Source organism: Methanoregula sp. (genome assembly GCF_002835825.1).
GTDB lineage: Archaea > Halobacteriota > Methanomicrobia > Methanomicrobiales > Methanospirillaceae > Methanoregula.
Genome location: NZ_PIZH01000504.1, coordinates 1 through 1,499, shown reverse-complemented (window position 1 = coordinate 1,499; position 1,499 = coordinate 1). Strand labels below are relative to the sequence as shown.

General features: G+C 56.2%; 1 protein-coding gene and 1 pseudogene. One reads left to right on the top strand and one right to left on the bottom strand.

Features of this window, described 5'->3' with window-relative positions:
• Window positions 1-190 (bottom strand): annotated as a pseudogene (locus CW742_RS12720) (mechanosensitive ion channel family protein); the annotation flags it as partial.
• Window positions 191-236: 46 nt separating this feature from the next.
• Here CW742_RS12720 and hypD point away from each other — a divergent pair.
• Window positions 237-1,265: a hydrogenase formation protein HypD gene (gene hypD, locus CW742_RS12715; RefSeq protein WP_292420932.1), complete on the top strand. Its 1,029-nt coding sequence runs from the start codon at window positions 237-239 to the stop codon at window positions 1,263-1,265.
• The last annotated feature ends 234 nt before the right edge of the window (window positions 1,266-1,499 follow it).

Here is a 1,499-nt window from a genome sequence, read left to right as displayed (position 1 = left end):
CAATGGTGATCTGGACCGGAAGGCCAAGAGCGGAAATCAGGATATCGTCCCACTTGGTATCGGTTGTCTCGGCTTTTGCTTCCAGCCACTTGACAAAGGAGCGGACAAAGAAGGCAATAATAATGCCGGCAAGGATGGTGAGTGCCGCAAAGATGTAGTTTGGTTGAAGTCCTGCGAGTTCTATCGGCATATACGTACACTTATGTGATTTTACTGTTAATACTTCCGGGACATCTATGGCGACGGGAAAAGAGATTGCGGACTTGCTCCACGAGCAGGTTGACCGGGAGATGACCTTCATGCATATCTGCGGTACGCACGAGGCTGCGATCGCGCGGACTGGTCTCCGCAGCCTTCTCCCGGAGCAGCTGAAGATCGTGATGGGGCCCGGCTGCCCGGTCTGCATCACGCCGCAGGGAGAGATCGATGCAGCGCTCGAGCTCGTTGACAAGGACTGCATCATTGCGACCTACGGCGACCTGCTCCGGGTTCCCGGGACCCGGGGTCCGCTTGAGTCCTGCGGCGGGGACGTGCGGGTCGTGCAGGGTGTCCACAAGGCCGTTGAGATCGCGCAGAAAACGGATAAGGAAGTTGTCTTCATCTCGGTAGGCTTTGAGACTACGGCCCCCACGGTTGCCGCAACGATCCTCACAAAACCCCCTAAGAACTTTTCGATCCTTTCCTGTCACCGCATTGTCCCGCCCGCCATGAAATGGCTGCTCGACCAGGGCGAGGCAAAGCTGCACGGGTTCATGCTCCCCGGCCATGTCTGCACGGTGATGGGATACGAAGAGTACGAGGCGTTTCCCGTTCCGCAGGTTGTTGCCGGGTTTGAGGCCGAAGACATCCTTTTAGGCTTACTGATGCTCGTGAAGCAGGTAAAGGAAGGGACGCACCGGGTCGACAACGCGTACCCGCGTGCGGTCAGCCGGGAGGGAAACATCAAGGCTAAAAAGCTGATGTACGAGGTCTTCGAGCCGTCCGATGTCGAGTGGCGGGGCTTCCCGGTCATTCCGGGCTCCGGGCTCCGGCTGAAGAAAGAGTTCGAGCAGTACGATGCGCAGAAGAAGTTCGGGATTGTCTTTAAGCACGTGAGCAAGCACTCGGCCTGCATCTGCGACCGGGTTCTCCGCGGGCTTGCAACACCTTCGGACTGCAAACTGTTTGGGAAGATTTGTACGCCGCGGACACCCGTTGGGCCATGCATGGTGAGTCACGAGGGCGCCTGCAAGATCTGGCACATGTACCAGGCGAAGAAGGCGTGAGATTTTTTTTCCTGTTTTTTTTATCAACAAAAACCATAACGAACAACCGTTTTTTTCAATTGCCCGATATGAGATACCGGCCATTCCAAAGAGATTGACAGATCTGCCGCTTGCCCGCCAAACGGTTCGATGAGATGCGGCACCAGATAGGAACCATCAAGCCAGAGGTTTGGCGGTTACACCCAAGGCAGGGTTTTCCCTTGAGAACCACAAATTCCGATTGCGGTAGGGGGG

Coding starts and splice junctions, on each gene's coding strand:
- hypD (WP_292420932.1), top strand. CDS start 237: ATGGCGACGGGAAAAGAGATTGCGGACTTGCTCCACGAGCAGGTTGAC.